The 14,524-nt window shown below is 65.6% G+C and carries 16 protein-coding genes; 3 read left to right on the top strand and 13 right to left on the bottom strand.

Translation table 11 applies throughout. The features are described from left to right. The first annotated feature begins 16 nt into the window (after positions 1-16). A complete protein-coding gene (lysA, locus tag AC56DV_RS16745) occupies positions 17-1,291 on the top strand; it encodes a diaminopimelate decarboxylase (RefSeq protein WP_496315374.1) in 1,275 nt (424 codons plus the stop codon). A gap of 14 nt (positions 1,292-1,305) precedes the next feature. On the opposite strand, the gene msrQ is transcribed toward lysA, so the two are convergent. From msrQ to AC56DV_RS16685, 12 genes are all read right to left on the bottom strand, one after another. Further along, positions 1,306-1,941 (bottom strand): protein-methionine-sulfoxide reductase heme-binding subunit MsrQ, encoded by a 636-nt coding sequence (gene msrQ / locus AC56DV_RS16740; protein WP_496315373.1) that lies wholly within the window; start codon positions 1,939-1,941, stop codon positions 1,306-1,308. A gap of 1 nt (position 1,942) precedes the next feature. Then, entirely contained in the window at positions 1,943-2,920 is a 978-nt protein-coding gene (gene msrP, locus AC56DV_RS16735) for a protein-methionine-sulfoxide reductase catalytic subunit MsrP (protein ID WP_496315372.1), read from the bottom strand. Between the two features lie 84 nt (positions 2,921-3,004). Next, positions 3,005-3,454 (bottom strand): DoxX family membrane protein, encoded by a 450-nt coding sequence (locus tag AC56DV_RS16730; protein WP_496315371.1) that lies wholly within the window; start codon positions 3,452-3,454, stop codon positions 3,005-3,007. Between the two features lie 35 nt (positions 3,455-3,489). After that, on the bottom strand, positions 3,490-4,101 hold the full coding sequence (locus AC56DV_RS16725) for an alpha/beta fold hydrolase (RefSeq protein ID WP_496315370.1): 612 nt from the start codon (positions 4,099-4,101) through the stop codon (positions 3,490-3,492). 14 nt (positions 4,102-4,115) lie between these two features. Next, positions 4,116-4,904, bottom strand: coding sequence for an HvfC/BufC family peptide modification chaperone (locus AC56DV_RS16720; RefSeq protein ID WP_496315369.1), 789 nt, complete (start codon positions 4,902-4,904; stop codon positions 4,116-4,118). Then, positions 4,901-5,737, bottom strand: coding sequence for an MNIO family bufferin maturase (gene bufB / locus AC56DV_RS16715; RefSeq protein ID WP_496315368.1), 837 nt, complete (start codon positions 5,735-5,737; stop codon positions 4,901-4,903). The genes AC56DV_RS16720 and bufB overlap by 4 nt, the downstream gene beginning before the upstream one ends. Before the next feature lie 12 nt (positions 5,738-5,749). Continuing rightward, entirely contained in the window at positions 5,750-6,031 is a 282-nt protein-coding gene (gene bufA2, locus AC56DV_RS16710) for a BufA2 family periplasmic bufferin-type metallophore (protein ID WP_496315367.1), read from the bottom strand. A gap of 16 nt (positions 6,032-6,047) precedes the next feature. Continuing rightward, positions 6,048-6,317: a BufA1 family periplasmic bufferin-type metallophore gene (locus AC56DV_RS16705; protein WP_496315366.1), complete on the bottom strand. Its 270-nt coding sequence runs from the start codon at positions 6,315-6,317 to the stop codon at positions 6,048-6,050. A 28-nt stretch (positions 6,318-6,345) separates the two neighbouring features. After that, positions 6,346-7,113, bottom strand: coding sequence for an alpha/beta fold hydrolase (locus tag AC56DV_RS16700; RefSeq protein ID WP_496315365.1), 768 nt, complete (start codon positions 7,111-7,113; stop codon positions 6,346-6,348). Positions 7,114-7,296: 183 nt separating this feature from the next. Beyond that, positions 7,297-8,616 (bottom strand): c-type cytochrome biogenesis protein CcsB, encoded by a 1,320-nt coding sequence (gene ccsB, locus AC56DV_RS16695; protein WP_496315364.1) that lies wholly within the window; start codon positions 8,614-8,616, stop codon positions 7,297-7,299. A 39-nt stretch (positions 8,617-8,655) separates the two neighbouring features. Next, positions 8,656-10,815, bottom strand: coding sequence for a cytochrome c biogenesis protein ResB (locus AC56DV_RS16690; RefSeq protein ID WP_496315363.1), 2,160 nt, complete (start codon positions 10,813-10,815; stop codon positions 8,656-8,658). A 126-nt stretch (positions 10,816-10,941) separates the two neighbouring features. Next, a complete protein-coding gene (locus tag AC56DV_RS16685) occupies positions 10,942-11,601 on the bottom strand; it encodes a c-type cytochrome (RefSeq protein ID WP_496315362.1) in 660 nt (219 codons plus the stop codon). A 180-nt stretch (positions 11,602-11,781) separates the two neighbouring features. Here AC56DV_RS16685 and yihA point away from each other — a divergent pair, with 180 nt between their 5' ends. Together yihA and hemB are read left to right on the top strand one after the other, a co-directional pair. Next, positions 11,782-12,504 carry a ribosome biogenesis GTP-binding protein YihA/YsxC gene (gene yihA, locus AC56DV_RS16680; RefSeq protein ID WP_496315361.1) on the top strand — a complete coding sequence of 241 codons (723 nt, stop codon included), beginning with the start codon at positions 11,782-11,784 and terminating at the stop codon, positions 12,502-12,504. Positions 12,505-12,526: 22 nt separating this feature from the next. Further along, entirely contained in the window at positions 12,527-13,528 is a 1,002-nt protein-coding gene (gene hemB, locus AC56DV_RS16675; RefSeq protein WP_496315360.1) for a porphobilinogen synthase, read from the top strand. A 25-nt stretch (positions 13,529-13,553) separates the two neighbouring features. Here hemB and AC56DV_RS16670 read toward each other — a convergent pair whose 3' ends face one another. Beyond that, on the bottom strand, positions 13,554-14,459 hold the full coding sequence (locus AC56DV_RS16670) for a cell envelope integrity TolA family protein (protein WP_496315359.1): 906 nt from the start codon (positions 14,457-14,459) through the stop codon (positions 13,554-13,556). Positions 14,460-14,524 lie beyond the last annotated feature (65 nt).

Genomic DNA, 14,524 nt, shown 5'->3' with positions numbered 1-14,524 from the left:
TCAAATAAGCCATTCCATGTCGCAATTTTCTTACCAGAACGGCGTGCTGCACGCCGAAGGCGTTTCGCTGAACGCCATCGCCGAACAGTACGGCACCCCCGCCTACGTGTATTCCAAATCGCAGCTGCTCGATAACTTTGCATCATACGCCGATGCCTGCCAGGGGCGCGACGCGCTGGTGTGCTACGCCATGAAGGCCAACTCCAACCTGGCCATCCTGGACCTGCTGGCGCGCCAGGGCGCGGGCTTCGACATCGTGTCGGGCGGCGAGCTGCTGCGCGTGATCGCGGCCGGCGGCGATGCGAAGAAGGTGATTTTCTCCGGCGTGGGCAAGAGCGTGGAAGAAATGCGCCTGGCGCTGCAGCACGACATCCTGTGCTTCAACGTGGAATCGATCCCGGAACTGCACCGCCTGAACGACGTGGCCGGCAGCATGGGCAAGAAGGCGCGCGTGTCGCTGCGCGTGAACCCGAACGTCGACCCCAAGACCCATCCCTACATCGCCACCGGCCTGAAGGCCAGCAAGTTCGGCGTGGCCTTCAGCGACGCGCTGGCCACCTACCGCGCCGCCGCCCAGCTGCCGCACCTGGACGTGGCCGGCATCGACTGCCACATCGGCTCGCAGCTGCTGGACGACGCGCCGCTGCTGGAAGCGCTGGACAAGCTGATTGAACTGATCGACGCGCTGGGCGCCGAGGGCATCCACCTGCACCACCTGGACCTGGGCGGCGGCATCGGCATCGACTACGGCGACGAGGAAGACGGCGCGCCGGTGGCGGTGGGCGACTACCTGGGCCGCGTGTTCGCGCGCATCGACGCCTGGCGCGCCGAGCGCCACGCCGGCCGGCCGATCAAGGTGATTTTCGAGCCGGGCCGCTCCATCGTCGGCAACACCGGCGTGCTGCTGACCAGGGTGGAATTCATCAAGCACGGCGAAGAGAAGAACTTCTGCATCGTCGACGCCGCCATGAACGACATGGCGCGCCCGGCGCTGTACCAGGCCTGGATGGAGATGCAGCCGGTGGTGCAGGCCGACGGCGGCGCGCTGTACGACGTGGTCGGCCCGATCTGCGAGTCGGGCGACTGGCTGGCGCGCGACCGCGCGCTGGCGGTGAAGGAAGGCGACCTGCTGGTGATGAAAACGGCCGGCGCCTACGGCATGACGATGGCGTCCAACTACAACACGCGCGGCCGCGCCGCCGAGCTGATCGTCGACGGCGCCCAGGTCCACCTGGTGCGCCAGCGCGAAAACCCGGCCGACCTGTTCGCGCTGGAATCGCTGATCAAGTGATGCCTCAGTAAACCTCAGCCCGCCGCTGCGGCGCGGGCCGAGGCGCCGGCCTTGCTGCGCGCCCAGTAGAGGCGCACGCCCAGCAGCGCCAGCACGATCAGGCCAAAGATGATCGGCTGCGAAAAGTCGTGCTTGGCCGCTTTCATCCACCAGAAATGCAATATGCCCAGCGGGGCGATCACGTACACCAGCCGGTGCAGCCACTGCCAGCGCTTGCCGCCCAGGCGGCGCACCATGCCGTTGGTGCTGGTGACGGCCAGCGGGATCAACAGCACGAAGGCGATGAAGCCGACCGTGATGAAGGGCCGCTTGACCACGTCCTTGAGCATTTCCTGCACGTCGAAGAAATGGTCGAACCACAGGAAGGTGGTGAAGTGCAGCAGGCCGTAGAAGAAGGCGTACAGCCCCACCATGCGGCGCAGTTTGAGCAGCCAGCTCCATTTCGTCAGGCGCCGCAGCGGCGTCACCGCCAGCGTGATGCACAGGAAGTACAGGGTCCAGTCGCCGGTGGCGCGCGTGATGTACTGCAGCGGCTCGACCAACTGGCCGCTGGCCGTGAGCCAGATCAGGTTGAAGAACGGCAGCAGCGACAGCACGAAGACCACCGCCTTCAGCGCCGTCACCTGCTTCGCGGTGGGATTGAAGGCCATGTCAGAAGAACTTCTTCAGGTCCATGCCGGCGTACAGCGGCGCCACGTCGTTGTAGCCGTTGAACATCAGCGTTTTGCGCTTGCGCACCAGGAAGCCGTCTTCGCCGATGCGGCGCTCGGAGGCCTGCGACCAGCGCGGGTGGTCCACGTCCGGGTTCACGTTGGAGTAGAAGCCGTATTCGGACGGCGCCGCGTCGTTCCACGCGGTGCGCGGCTGGTCCTTGACGAAGCGGATCTTGACGATGGACTTGGCCGACTTGAAGCCGTATTTCCACGGCGTGACGATGCGCACCGGCGCGCCGTTCTGGTTCGGCAGCACGTCGCCGTACATGCCCAGCGTGAGCAGCGCCAGAGGGTGCATGGCTTCGTCCATGCGCAGGCCTTCGCGGTACGGCCAGGTCAGCACGCGGCTGCCCACGCCGGGCATCTGGCCCTTGTCCGCCAGCGAGATGAACTCGACGTATTTGGCGTTGCCGGTCGGCTCCACTTTCTTGATCAGCTCGGACAGCGAGTAACCCACCCACGGGATCACCATCGACCAGCCTTCCACGCAGCGCAGCCGGTAGACGCGCTCTTCCAGCGGCGCCAGCTTGAGCAGCTGGTCCAGGTCCAGGGTCAGCGGCTTCTTGATTTCGCCCTCGATGCTGATGGTCCAGGGACGCGGTTTCAGCGTGTGGGCGTTGCGCGCCGGGTCGTCCTTGCCGGTGCCGAATTCGTAGAAGTTGTTGTAGGTGGTGGCGTCCTTGAAGGCGGTCTGTTTGTCGAGCGCGGAATAGGCGGGATTCAGCTTGGCGCCCAGCTTGCCGGGCGTGCCCTGGGCGAATGCTTCCCGCGTGGCCATCTCGAGCAGCGCGCCGCCGGCGATGGTGCCCACCGCCATCTGCTTGATGAAGCTGCGGCGCGATTCAAAAATTTCGCGCGGGGTAATTTCTGACGAGAACGGCAGATCGATGCCGTTCGGGCTACGTTTGATCAACATGGTAACTCCGGGAGTAAAAGGACTCGTATGGGCTCTGTCGAACGAGACAGGGATAACCTTACACCAATCTGCTGTGGGCGTAGTTTATGTTCCCCTTAAATGCTTACCGCTAGGCACTATGCGGTCCAGCGACCAGGCGCCGGCGCCGCCGGCGATAAGCGGCAGCAGCAAGGCGGCCCAGGCCAGGTGTGTCGGCCAGGCGGCGGGATACACGAACAGCTGGATCACGGCTGTCATGGCCAGCAGTCCCAGCGCGGCGGGACGCGTGAACAGGCCGAGCACCAGCAGCAGCGGCAGCACATGCTCGGCCGCCGTGGCCAGCTGCGCGGCGAACTCGGCCGGGATGACCGGCAAGGCGTACTCGTACAGGAACAGGTCGTAAGTCGAGTCCTTGAGCGTGAACAGGCCATGCACCTTGGTGCGGCCGGACAGGAAGAAAATGGACGCGATGGCCAGGCGGGCCAGCAGCAGCAACAGCGCGTCCGGCAGCAGCCTGGCCAGCCGGCGTTGCGGGGTATCGGTTTGGATAGTCATGATGGCAGATGTTGTAGTTGGGAGGATGGTGCGGCTCAGGTACGCCATTTGCCCTGGCGTACCAGCGCGGCGACCGCGTCGGCAAAGGCCGCCGGTTCGGCGCTGGCAAGCTTGATGGACGGCACGCTGGCGGCTGCTGGCGCCGGCTCGCCGAGTTGGCCGCCGTCGACCAGCACCAGGCCGATGCAGCGCGTCGGCTTCAGCGCAGCCGCTGCGCGGGCGGCCTGTGCGCCCCAGCCGATGCCGGCAAACACCGCCTCCGGCATGTGCAGCGCGTCGATCAGGTCGATGGCGTCCTTGCCAAGCGCGGCAGGCAGGCCGGCGCGCGGCGCGGCGGGATCGATGAAGGAGGTGCGGCCATGGCCGCGCAGTTGCGGCACCAGCACATGCAGCCCCCGCCCGGCCAGCAGCTTGGCGATGTATTCGTAGCGCTCGATGCCGTCGAAGGCGTCATGCAGCAGCACCACCGGCCTGCCCTCTTCCGGCCCCGAGCTGTCGTAGGAAATGTTCAGTACGCCGGTGGCAACCTGCTGCAAACGCTCCGGCATGGCGACGGCGGATACCGCCGCGGCACTGCCGGGCAGCGCGGCGGCGGCGGCGCCAGCCGTCAGCAGAAAGCGGCGGCGGGTGGAGAGATGGTTTGGCATCGTTGCGTCCTTGTTCAAGGTAAAGAATGGCTGTCGTCCAGCCCGGTAATCAGTTCGCTGGCGATCCAGTCGGCCAGCAGCGCGCCGGCCTTGGCCACGCCGTCGGCTTCGCCCAGCTCGTCTATCAGCATGGCGCACAGCGCGCCGAAGTTGCCACGTTCGTTGCCCCGTTCGCTGCCCTGCCCGCTGGCCTGCGCCAGCGCGGCAAACTCCAGCGGGGCCAGCGCGCGCAGGCTGGACACATAGCCACGCCGCCAGACCGCCATGCCGTGCCCCGCCGGCCGCATGGCCGCCTCGGGAACCGGCTGGCCGTCGCGCAGGGCCCCCCAGATGTCGTCCGCGTTGGTGCTCAGCGGCGCCAGGCGCAGCGACGGCGTGAAGCGCAGGCAGACCCGTTCCCAGTCCACCTCCGGCAGCGCGCCGGCCCGCAGCGGCGCGGCGTCCGGCGCCACGAAGGCGTCCGACAGCGCCAGCTCGATCCAGGCCAGTTCATCGACGTCAGGGTTGTCCGGGAACAGTTCGGCCAGCGTCGCGCCGAAGCCGTCGGCGTAGGCGTCCAGGGTCCACGCGTGCGGCGGGCGGCGCTTGATATGGGCGGCGGCGGCGTACAGGAAACGCTCGTCGCCGATATGGGCGCGCAGCTGCGGATAGCTTTCCCGCAGACAGCCGACCAGCTGGGCCCGGTAGTTGTTCTGGTACACCGCCAGGCCCGGCGCTTCGCCGCCGCCCAGCCGGCCGGCGGCACCCGGCGCGGCGTCGGTGAGCCAGCTGCGGAAGTCGCGCTGCAGTTCGGCCAGCGTCATGCGGCCTCCCGCAATGCCGCGCGGCGCGCGACATCCAGTTCGGCCAGCAGCTCGGCCAGCGGCGGAATGTTGTCGTCGCGTTCTATCATGGTGGCCACCGGGCCGCAGCGCGCCACGGCTTCCCGGTACAGCGCCCACACGCCCTCGGGCACGGCGCTGTCGTGGGTGTCGATCAGCAGCTGCTTGCCCTGGCTGTGGCCGGCCAGGTGGATCTGGCGCACGCGGTCCGCCGGGATGCCCTGCAGGAAGGCGTGCGCGTCGAAGCCATGGTTGGCGGCGCTGACATAGACGTTGTTCACGTCCAGCAGCAAGCCGCAGCCGGTGCGGCGGCTCATCTCGGCCAGGAATTCCCATTCATGCATGGCGCCGCCGCCCAGGGCCAGGTAGCTGGAGGGGTTCTCGAACAGCATGGCGCGGCCCAGCGTGTCCTGCGCCATGTGGATATTGCTGCACACCAGGTCCAGCGCCTCCTCGGTGTACGGCAGCGGCAGCAGGTCGTGCGAGTTGAAGCCGCCGATGCGGGACCAGCTCAGGTGGTCCGACACGAACAGCGGCGCAATCTCGTCGGCCAGCGCCTTCAGCCGCCGCAGATAGTCGCGCCGCAGGCCGTCGGCGGAACCGATCGACATCGACACGCCGTGCAGCACCACCGGATAGCGCTCGCGCACCTGGCGCAGGATGTGGCGCGGCTGGCCGCCGTCGACCATGAAATTCTCGGAAATGACTTCCACGAAATCGACCGCCACGCGGGTTTCGAGGAAGTCCTGGTAATGCTCGCGGCGCAGCCCCAGGCCATAGCCGGAGAACGCGGTGGGACTTGGCAGGATGGACATGGGGCGCTCGCTTTACTCTTTTTCAGTCAGCGTGCCGCCGAGCGCCTTGCACTCGGACGGGGTCTTGACCAGCACGCCTTCGCCCTTGCACTCGTTCAAGCCTTTGCAGTCGTTCTTGGCGGTGGCGCACAGGCTGGTGCCCTTGCAGGTGTTGATGCCGTAGCAGCGGCCCGGCTGCTCGGCCTTGTCGCCGGTGGCGGCGGCATGGGCCGGCACGGTCATGCTCAGCGAGCTCAGGGCCAGCAGGGCGGCGGCGCCGGCGCGGAAGACTTGGGATTTGACTTGTTGGTTCATTGCATGCTCCTTGGGATTATTTGGCGATGGGGGTCAGCGAGCCGTAGCCCTTGGGGGTCTTGATGCTGGTGCAAGTGCCCTTCTCCACCAGCACCCAGGCGTCGCCCTGGTAGTCGGTGCTGGACGTGGCGGCGCACGAGGTGCCGGGGCCGGCCGAGCAGTCGTTATGGCCGGCCAGCGACACGCCGTAGCATTTCTCCATCGGCTTGCGCTCCGCCGCCTGGGCGCCGGTGGCGCACAGGGCGAGGGCCAGGGTTGCGGCCAGGGCTGCGTGGGATGATTTCATGGGTAGCTCCTTTCAGGGTTGGTCACGGTTACTTCACGTTCAGGGCGGCTTGCACCACCACCTCGGCCACGGCTTCCGGGCGCGACAGCTGCAAGGAATGGCTGGCTTTGATCTCAGTCACCTTTGCGCCGGCGCGCTGGTACATCCAGCGCTGCAGTTCGGGGTTCAGATAGAGGTCGTCGGTGGCGACGACCGCGTAGGACGGCTTGCTGCGCCAGGCCGCTGCCGTCGCCGGCGCATCCAGCAAGGCGCGCGCCGGCTTGCTTTGCGAGGCGGCCATGAAGTTGGTGCGGTTGGGCGGCAGGTCGCCGGCAAACACGGCGCCGAACCTGGCGGCGTCGATGTACAGGCGGCCGTCGCGGGTGGTTTTCACGCCGTTGTCCGGGGCCGGCTTGGAGGCGGCCAGCTGCGACACGCTCTCGCCCACTTCCGGCTGGAAGGCCGCGATGTAGACCAGGGCCTTGACCTTGTCGCTGGTGCCGGCCACCGAGATCACGGCGCCGCCGGTGTCATGGCCGACCAGCACCACCGGGCCGTCCTGGCTGTCGATGGCGTCGCGCGCGGCGGCCACGTCGTCCGCCAGCGAGGTGTGGGGCTGCTGCACCACGGTGACCTTATAGCCCTTGATCCACAACTGGTCGTGCATCGAGCGCCAGCTGGAGCCGTCGGTATGAGCGCCGGTGACCAGCACCACGTTCCTGGCGCCGGAGGTGACCACGTCCGGGAAGGCGGCGCTGGCCAGGCCGGGCGCCATGACGGCGAGGGTGGTGATTGCTGCGGTTTTGAGAGATTTCATTTCGTTTCCTGATGGAGATAGATCGGACTCGATCTAATTCAGGAACGATTCTATTTAAGGCACGGAAGACGGGAAAGCGGGGTTTTGTATGCCCGTTTGTCGCGCTTTCAAGCGGATACAAAGGAATACAAAAAGGCCCCGGTCACTAGCGTGAGCGGGGCCTCGGAACGGAAATGCGAGGGATTACAGCTTGCCGTAGGAGTGCAGGCCGGACAGGAACATGTTCACGCCGAGGAAGGCGAAGGTGGTCACCAGCAGGCCCACCAGCGCCCACCAGGCCGCCACTTTGCCGCGCAGGCCGGACATCAGGCGCATGTGCAGCCAGGCCGCGTAGTTGAGCCAGACGATCAGCGCCCAGGTCTCTTTCGGGTCCCACGACCAGTAGCCGCCCCACGCTTCGGCCGCCCACAGCGCGCCCAGGATGGTGGCGATGGTGAAGAAGGCGAAGCCGGCCGAGATGGCCTTGTACATCACGTCTTCCAGCGTTTCGGCGTCCGGCAGGCGCGCGGCCAGGCGGTCGCGCAGCAGGTTGGTGACCGCGAACAGCACCACCAGCACGGCCGTGAAGCGGCTGGCGTTGACCATGCCCTTGATGACCGCTTCGCCGGCGCCCGACACGTAGGCGATCAGCCAGGCCAGCGCCAGCAGCACGATGGGGGCGATCACCAGCGCCTGCCACAGGGTGCGGATCTTTTCATGCTTGAGCAGGTAGGCCCAGCCCACCATGGAGGCCAGCGCGAAGGTGCCGTAGCCGATGAAGTTGGCCGGCACGTGGATTTTCATCCACCAGCTTTGCAGGGCCGGCACCAGCGGCTGGATGTCGGCCGCGTCGCGCGAGACGGTGTACCACAGCAGGAAGGCCACCGCCGCCGAGATCACCAGCATCACGAAGGCGCCCAGCTGCCGCGTCTTGTAGTGCGCCTCGTAGTACAGGTAGAACATAGCCGTGATCAGCGCGAACAGGATGAACACTTCGTACAGGTTGGAGATGGGGATGTGGCCCACGTCCGCGCCGATCAGGTAGGACTCGTACCAGCGCACCAGCATGCCGGTGATGCCGATCACCAGCGCGGCCCAGCACAGCTTGGAGCCGACCACGAAGCCCATCGAGGAATGGGCCGCCAGGCCGATCCAGTAGAACAGCGTGGACAGGAAGAAGAAGGTGCTCATCCACAGGATGGCGGACTGGCTCGACAGCATGTATTTGAGCCAGAATTTCTGGTTGGCGGCGTCCAGGCTGCCGCCGTACAGGAAGATGGCCAGCAGCGCCAGCGCGAAGGACAGCGGCATGAACCAGCGCACCGGCTTCCAGCCCCAGCCCAGCGCCGCGAACGAGGGCGCGGCGGCCAGCAGGATCACTTTTTCGTAGATGTCCATATAGGCGCCGTAGCGGTTCAGCGCGAACAGCGCGCCGCCCGCCAGCGCCAGCGCGAACAGCCAGTCGAAGGCATTGAGGCGCTTGAAATAGCCCGGCGTCTGGCTATAGGTTTGGGGTTGTGTCATTTCCATATTGGTCTCCAGTACTGCTTCATGCCATGCAGCTTACGCCGATTGCGGCAGCTTTTCCTTCAAGTCTGCAAATTCCTTGTCGAAATCGAGGGTCTTGCGCTGGGTGCTCATGGCCATCAGCGCATGCGCGCCGCCATCCGCCCCCTGCCCGTCCTTGATCCACACCCACAGCCGGCGCTCGCGGATGTAGAACATCGAGAACACGCCCAGCACCAGGAACAGGCAGCCCAGGTAGACCACGTTCTTGCCAGGCGACTTGGTCACCTGGAACACCGACGCCTTCACTTCGTTGAATTCGTCCAGCTGCAGGTAGACCGGGGCGCCGTAGAAGGTGGCGTCGGACAGCGCGTTGGTGGCCAGCTGCAGGAAGCGGCCGTGCTGCTCGTTGCCTTCCACCGGCGCCAGGCCGTCCTTCTCGCGCGCGGCCTGCCACAGTTCCCACATGCTGCCGTTCAGGATCTTCATGAAGATGTCGGCCGCTTTCTCCTGCTCGGCCTGCGGCACTTTTTCCAGGAAGCGGGAGATCGCCATGTAGCCGCCCGCCGCGCCGCCATCCTTGTCCTCGCCCGCTTCGGCGCCGGCGAACATGTTCAGGCTGCGCGCGGACGACTGCGCCAGCTGGTCGCGCAGCACGGCGCTGCCGGCGCTGGCGGCGGATTTGGCCGCATCGGCGCCGGCCGGCATGGCGCGGCGCGCGTAGCGTTCGGCGGCGATGGCGCGCAGCGCCGGGTCATGCAGGGCGGCGCGCAGGCGCATCCATTCCTTCACCGTGTAGTCGTCGTCCGCCGGAATGCGCAGGTAGCTGAACGGGTCGGCCGGGCTGGCGCGCACGCCGGCCAGGAACACCGTGGCGCCGTCCACCGTCACCGGCTGCATATAGTTCTGGAACTCGCGCGCCTGGCCGGTCTTGTCGCGCAGCTTGTACTGCACGCTCGGGCCGACGTTCTTCAAGTCCTTGTTGTTGGCGTTCTTGGCGGCCGAGCCGAGCTGCTTGTCCAGGCCGCGCGCAAAGCTCTGCTCCAGCTTCTCGCCCTGGGCCACCGAGCGCGCGTCCTGGGTGGCCATGTTCTCCACGTTGAACGGGCGGAAGCCGCTCCATTCGATGCTGTATTCCTGGCTCCCGCCCAGCGCCAGCGGGGTGGCCGAGTTGACTTCGCCGCTGAGGTCGAAGCTGTCCTTGCCGGCGCCCGCCATCGGGTAGCCCTTGAGCTTGAGCTTGGTGCCGCCGTCCTCGAAACTGGACTGGTACACCGCCAGGCCCTTGTAGACCAGCGGCTTGTTCACTTCGATCACGGCGCTGAAGGTCTTGCCGGTTTCATGGTCGCGCACTTCCACTTCGCTGGCGAACAGCTTGGGCATGCCGGTGCTGTAGAAGTCGATATTGAATTTCTTGAGCAGGATGGTGAACGGCAAGTCCTGGATCAGCACGCCGTCCGCGCGCGGGATGATGGCGGTATTGCTGGCCTGCCCTTCGGGAATGGCGGTGTTGGCGCGGTAGGTGGGGTTGCCCAGGCCGAGGCGGTGCTGGGCCGGGATGTCGGCGATGACGCCGCTGCCGGCGAACGGGCTCTTGCCCATGAACCATTCCTGGAAGCGGATCGGCATGTCCGAATCGAGCAGGCCGCCGACGCAGATCACCACGATGGCGGTGTGCGCGAAGATGTAGCCGAACTTGGCGCCGGCGCCGCGCTTGGCGGTGACCAGGGTGGCGTGCTCTTTCTCGACGATTTTCGCCTTGTAGCCGGCGTGGCCGAGGCGCTGCGCCATCTGCTGCGCCAACGCCGCGCGCGGCAGCGGCGAGTTCCAGTCGCTCTTGTGGTGGAAGTTCAGCAGCGACTGCTCGCGCACGTTCTCGCGCCAGCTGCGCATGTCCTTCATCATCTTGGGCGTGTTGCGCACGATGCACAGCGTGGTGGACACCACCAGGAAGCCCATGATGGCCAGGAACCACCAGGCCGAGTACACGGCGTACAGGCCCACCTTGTTGAACACTTCGAACCAGAACGGCCCGAACTGGTTCACGTAGTTGGACATCGGCTCGTTCTGCTTCATCACCGTGCCGATCACGGAGGCGATGGCGATCATGGTGAGCAGGCTGATGGCGAAGCGCATCGACGACAGCAGTTCGACGGTCGCGTCGAAAGCTGGCCGGCGGGTCTTCAGTTTGATACCGGCGGTGCTGGTGGTGCTCATGCGGACACTATCTCAAAAAGGACTGGCAGCAGAATACCAACAAAAAGGGCAGCCCGCTCACGCGGCCGCCCTCTTTTTGATATTCACGGACTGATAGGCGCCATATCGGCGCATAAATACACGGAATTACTTCAGGCCGGCCACGTAGTCGGCCACGGCTTTCATTTCGTCGTCCGACAGGCGCTTGGCGATGGTGCTCATCTCGGCGCTGTTCTTGCGGCCGTCGCCGCGGAAACCGGTCAGCTGGGCCACCGTGTAGTCCTGGTGCTGGCCGGCCAGGCGCGGATACAGCGCAGGAATGCCGCCGCCGGCAGGGCCGTGGCAGCTGGCGCAGGCCGGCACGTTCTTCTCGGCAATGCCGCCGCGGTAGATCTTCTTGCCCAGCTCGACGGTGTCCTTGTTCTTGGCGGCGCCCGGCTTCTGCACCTGGCCGCTCAGATAGGCCGAAATGTTTTTCTTCTCATCGTCGGTCAGCATCTTGGCGTAGGTGCTCATCACCGCGTTGTTGCGCGACGGCGAGGCGAAATTCACCAGCTGCTTGTAGAGGTAGGCTTCCGGCTGGCCGGCCAGCTTGGGGTTGGCGGCGATGGTGGAATTGCCCGCCGCGCCGTGGCAGGAAACGCACGCCGGCAGGCCGCGGGCGTTGTCGCCGTCGGCATACAGGGTGGAGCCTTTGGCGGGATCTACTTTAGCGGGAGCAGCATGTTCGGCAGCCGACGCGACACCCGAAACGGCCAACACTGCGAGGAGCAAGGACTTTACCAACGGTGAAAACGCACGATTCATTCAAACACCCTGAGACTAGTGAAAAAAATGGTGGGACTGCGATGTATTGTTTTGCCGCTCGCTGAACGTTTATTTGCGCGCTTATTTGCTTTTATACATGGCAACAATTCGTAACCCCTTATTGTACAATAGCTTTTCGCGCTTTTAGCTTTCTTTGTTGCATTTCTGCCCACCCCTCCCATGTCCAAACTCTGGCAAGCCCGCTTCTTTACCACCGTGAATCACTTGCGTGAATTGCCCAATACCACGGTGCCCGAAATCGCCTTCGCCGGCCGCTCCAACGCCGGCAAGTCGACCTCCATCAATATTCTGTGCAATCAGAAGGGGCTCGCTTTCGCGTCCAAGACGCCGGGCCGCACCCAGCACATCAACTTCTTCTCGATCGGCGGCGCCCACGTGGCGATGCACCGCAAGGACCCCACCAAGGTCGAGGAAATCCAGGCCATGCTGGTAGACTTGCCCGGCTACGGCTACGCCGAAGTGTCCGGCAACACCAAGCTGTACTGGCAGCGCCTGCTGGGCGACTACGTGCAGCAGCGCGAACAGCTGGCCGCGCTGATCCTGATCATGGATTCGCGCCGCCCGTTCACCGACCTGGACATCCAGATGCTGGAATGGTTCGCCCCGACCGGCAAGCCGATCCATTGCATCCTGACCAAGGTTGACAAACTGACCCGCAGCGAATCGACCACCGTGCTGCGCCAGGCGCAAGCCAAGCTGGCCAGCTACGTGGACGAGGACGGCGAAGGCTTCCCCTTCACCGTGCAGCTGTTCTCGGCGCTCAAGCGCGTCGGCCTGGAAGAAGCCACGGCCAAGATCGTCGAACTGGCCGGCCTGGCCGAGGACGACGCCGCCGCGCAGGCCGAACTGATCGACACGCCGGAAGATTCGTCGCACGACTAAACCGTAAAGGAAAACCGCAGCCATGCCCCACAACACGCCCTTCCCCGCCATCCGCATGCGCCGTATGCGCCGCGACCCGTTCTCGCGCGCGCTGATGCGCGAAAACACCGTCACCGCATCCGACCTGATCTACCCGGTCTTCATCCTCGAAGGCACGAACCAGCGCGAGCCGGTGGCCTCGATGCCGGGCGTGGAGCGCGTGTCGGTGGACCTGCTGCTGAAGGTGGCGGAAGAGTGCGTGGCGCTGGGCATCCCGGTGCTGGCGCTGTTCCCGGTGATCGATGCGGCGCTGAAGACGCCGGACGGCATCGAGGCGACCAACCCGGACGGCCTGGTGCCGCGCGCCGTGCGCGCCCTGAAACAAGCCTTCCCCGAGCTGGGCATCCTGACCGACGTGGCGCTGGACCCGTACACCAGCCACGGCCAGGACGGCCTGATCGACGACAACGGCTATGTGCTGAACGACGTCACCACCGCCATGCTGGTGCGCCAGGCGCTGTGCCAGGCGGACGCCGGGGTGGACGTGGTGGCGCCGTCGGACATGATGGACGGCCGCATCGGCGCGATCCGCGCCGCGCTGGAGGAAAAAGGCCACATCCACACCCGCATCATGGCCTACTCGGCCAAGTACGCGTCGGCCTTCTACGGCCCGTTCCGCGACGCGGTCGGTTCCGCCAAGAACCTCGGCAAGAGCGACAAGAACACCTACCAGATGGACCCGGCCAACGGCAACGAAGCGCTGCGCGAGGTGGCGCTGGACCTGCAGGAAGGGGCCGACATGGTGATGGTGAAACCCGGCATGCCCTACCTGGACATCGTGCGCCGCGTGAAGGACGAGTTCAAGGTGCCGACCTTCGCCTACCAGGTGAGCGGCGAGTACGCCATGATCAAGGCCGCCGCGCAAAACGGCTGGCTGGACCATGACAAGGTGATGATGGAATCGATGCTGGCCTTCAAGCGCGCCGGCGCCGACGGCGTGCTGACCTACTTCGCGCTCGACATCGCGCGCAAGCTGAAAGCATAAAAAACGGGGCGCAAGCCCCGTTTTTTTATCTCCGGTAATTCGGGAAGAATTCCTTCAGCAGGAAAGCTTCCAGCTCGGCCTGGTACGGCCTGGCGGCGTTCATCGTGATGACCTTGCCCAGGCGGTGCGATTCCCACTGGAACTCGCCCGGCTTCTCCTTGCGGATCAGCTCTATCATGCGGCGCACGATGGCCGTTTCGATGTCCGGGTCCGTGCCCAGCTCGACGTGCACCTGCTGCGACCACTGGCGCTTGAAGTTGGTGTTCCAGCCTCGGAACTTGATGTCCGCGCTCAAGCCCGTTTTATTGATGATGGAAAAGATGCCGCCCGTGTCTTCCCGCTCGCCGGCCGCGTTGCGGCCCATGGCGCCCATGATGTTGGCGCGCGCAATGCGGTTGGCGCGGTCGGCCTCGCTCTCCTGCGGCTCCGGCGCCGGCTGCGGATTAGCCTCGGCGCGGCGCTTGCGGGCCGCTTCCACGCGCGCCATCATGTCTTCTTCCACGGCCGGGGTCGGCGGCGGCTTCATGGTGGCCTGCACCGGCGGCACATAGGTTTCCAGCTTGGGCGGCGCGGCCTTCTTGGCCACGGCCTTGCTCTCGCGGCGCGGCTGCGGCTGCGCTTTCGCCACTTCGGTTTTCTTCGGTTCCGGCTTGGCCTTGGGCGCCGGCTTGTCCTTCAGCGGCGCCACCCACACCATCTCGCCTTCCTTGGCCGGCGGCTTGAGGGAAATCTTGTGCTGGGGACTGAACAGGTAGTACAGCACGATCAGCAGGTGCAGCGCGATCGAGATGCCGATGCCGATGCGCTTGTGCCGGCTCGGGCCGCCATAGCCGCCATAGCCGTAGCTGGCGGGCGGCGGAAGGCGCTGGCCGCATGCTTCGCAATATTCGTGGCTGTGGTCGGCCCCGTGGGTGTGGCTGAACTGGAACAAGATAAACGGACTTTCTTTACAAACACCCGAGTACGCCAGCTTACCCGGACCCGGTCTTGATGGAT

Source organism: Massilia sp. BGA-UO-ETr-WB1, from assembly GCF_059567845.1.
This window is presented reverse-complemented; position numbering and strand designations above follow the sequence as displayed.